This window comes from Chitinophaga silvisoli (assembly GCF_003412465.1).
Classification (GTDB): Bacteria; Bacteroidota; Bacteroidia; order Chitinophagales; family Chitinophagaceae; genus Chitinophaga; species Chitinophaga silvisoli.
On sequence record NZ_QTJV01000037.1, the window covers coordinates 1 to 2537 of the forward strand.

Annotated in this window: 2 protein-coding genes; both read right to left on the reverse strand. The window is 27.4% G+C overall.

Annotated elements, in window-relative coordinates; genetic code table 11:
- The coding region (locus DXN04_RS33920) for a hypothetical protein (RefSeq protein WP_147320157.1) at window positions 1-908 on the reverse strand (908 nt) is incomplete at its 3' end.
- On the reverse strand, window positions 908-2537 hold a 1630-nt coding region (locus DXN04_RS33925; protein WP_116857863.1), incomplete at its 5' end, for a hypothetical protein. The genes DXN04_RS33920 and DXN04_RS33925, both read right to left, overlap by 1 nt.

Here is a 2537-nt window from a genome sequence, read left to right on the forward strand (position 1 = left end):
TTATCATTATAAACAGTGTTATCTTCATTTAACAAAACTGTATGATATTCATAACTATAATTATCATCACTAGTTATATTAAGAATTGGCTTATCAAGAGTTAAAGGAGTACCAGTTGTATTGACTTGATTATTCCAAACTTTATATTTATCATTAGGCTTATTTTCATACCAGCAATAACCATCGCCATAAACAAGTCCACCACCATGACGAATTATTTTAATATCATCTAAACCAATAACTTTATCATTAACAGGATTAACTTTAAAGTACTTTACTTCATTATTAGATTTAGCAACTCTTTTAACAACTTCACCATACCAACATTCTTTATAACCACCATGTCCATCAGGCATATTAATAGTTCCATCAGCCAAAGGAAAAATAAACATTCCTCTATTATCAATATCAATTTCATTATTCTTTAATTGCCAAGCATGAACAATAACACCACCTTTATAAGCAGTACATTCAACAGTAACATGACCTCTACTCAAACTTCCAAACCAATTAGCACAAAGATTCATTTTCATTATATCAGGCATTTTATCTTCAAGGTCAATCATAGATTCAATATTGAACATAACACATTCAGCACCTGAATCAGTATTATCACCACCCCAATATAGATAAGGAATTTGACTTAAATTCCAAGACCAACCAACAGCTATATAATTTAAACTATTAATAGGAGAATTAACATAATATGATTTAGTATCCAAATCTCGACCATCATCACTACCCCAAATATATCTAAGTTGGACACTAGTAAAATCACTAAAATGAATAACAGAAGTAGGCCAAATATGATTAGCACCATCATAAACATGAGCAATATTAGTTTGACCTACTGTACGCTTCTTAAGAGGTTGAGCAATTCCTCCTTGACGTCCAAGAGTTAAACTCATTACTCATCAACAATATTATAAGTCATTCCAGCAACTGGGGTAATAGTTGCATATTGGGTAGCAGTACCTGTCCAAATTGGAAGACTAAGTTTATTACTATTTGCACTAGGCATAGTCATATTAACTCCGCAGCCATCATTAATAGCTTTTTGAATCTTATCAAGATTAACACTATTAGTAATAGTTTGATTTATTTCTTCTTTAAAGTTATTAAATGTATTATTAGTAACATATCCATTAAGTAAATTATTAACTTCTTCTTTATTATAAGTTTCAGATTTAGTATAATAATTTTTAAACATATTATTAATTTCTTCTTTAGTATAAACATTATTACTAAGTTTAGTAATTTGATTAGGTAAAGTTTCATCAAGTTTAACTTTATCAGCAGCAGACATAACTCCAGATTCAGTTTTACTAACAATAGGAAATGTTATACCATCATTAAAAGGTTTACTTTCATAAACATTTGTTGTATTATTAAATTCATAATGATGTGAACCAATTATGATATTTCCACTAGATGACCTAGATAATTTAATTTGTGTACTAGGAATATATTTAGGTAAACTATTAACGATATCAGTAGTTTTCTTACCTTTACCACCATCATAAGCAGTACCTGTAACTTCGCCTAAAGCTAAAGTTTCAGATATAACTGCATATTTAGTTCCAGACCAACGATAAGTTTTACCACTATGATTAGTATCTTCACTTATATCAACATAAATCTTACCTTTCTCAGGAGTATAATACACAGGAGCATCATCAATATATTTTTCAGCAAAATGAGTTTCATCAACATAATATCCTTCAAGAACATCATCAACATAACTTGGTAATTGACTTGCTGGAACTTTACCATCTACATCAAGACTAGCAATACCATTTGCTACACCACGTTTAGCTTCAATAGCTTCATTACAGAATTGAATAATCTTCTCTTTAATAATAGGATAATTATCTATATTACTAAGAATATGTTCAACTGTAGATTCAACCTTATTCTCAATAACAACTTTAAGGTTAGGATGATTATCAATATTATCAAAGATATTTTCTATATTACCTTTAATAATATTAAGTAATTCAGTAAAGTTATTAATATGTTCAAATATATAAGTAACTCTAGCTTCTACTTTAGTTTCAATAAGATTCTTAAGAATAGGAAATCTATCAATATTATTGAAAATATAATCAACTCTACTATTTATAGCATTGTTAATACAAGTAACAAGACCGGGATAATTATTAATATTAGCAAATATATTCTTAACACAATTACAAACTAAATCAGAAAGAATACCAATAAGTTCAGGATAATTATTAATATTATTAAATATATAATCAACACGTTCATTAATATTATTCTGTATAGTTTCTTGTAATTCTGGATATTGACCAATATTCTTAAATATATCAACTACTTTATTAACAGTATTAGTAATAATAAGATTCTTAATAGCAGGATAATTATCAATATTATTAAATATGTTGCCAATAGTAGTTTCTACATGAGCATTAATAGCATTAGTTATAAACTGATTAAGAGCAGGATAAGAAGAAATATTATTAAAGATAGATTCAGTCCATTGTTTAATATATTGATTAAATATCTCTTTAAGCTCA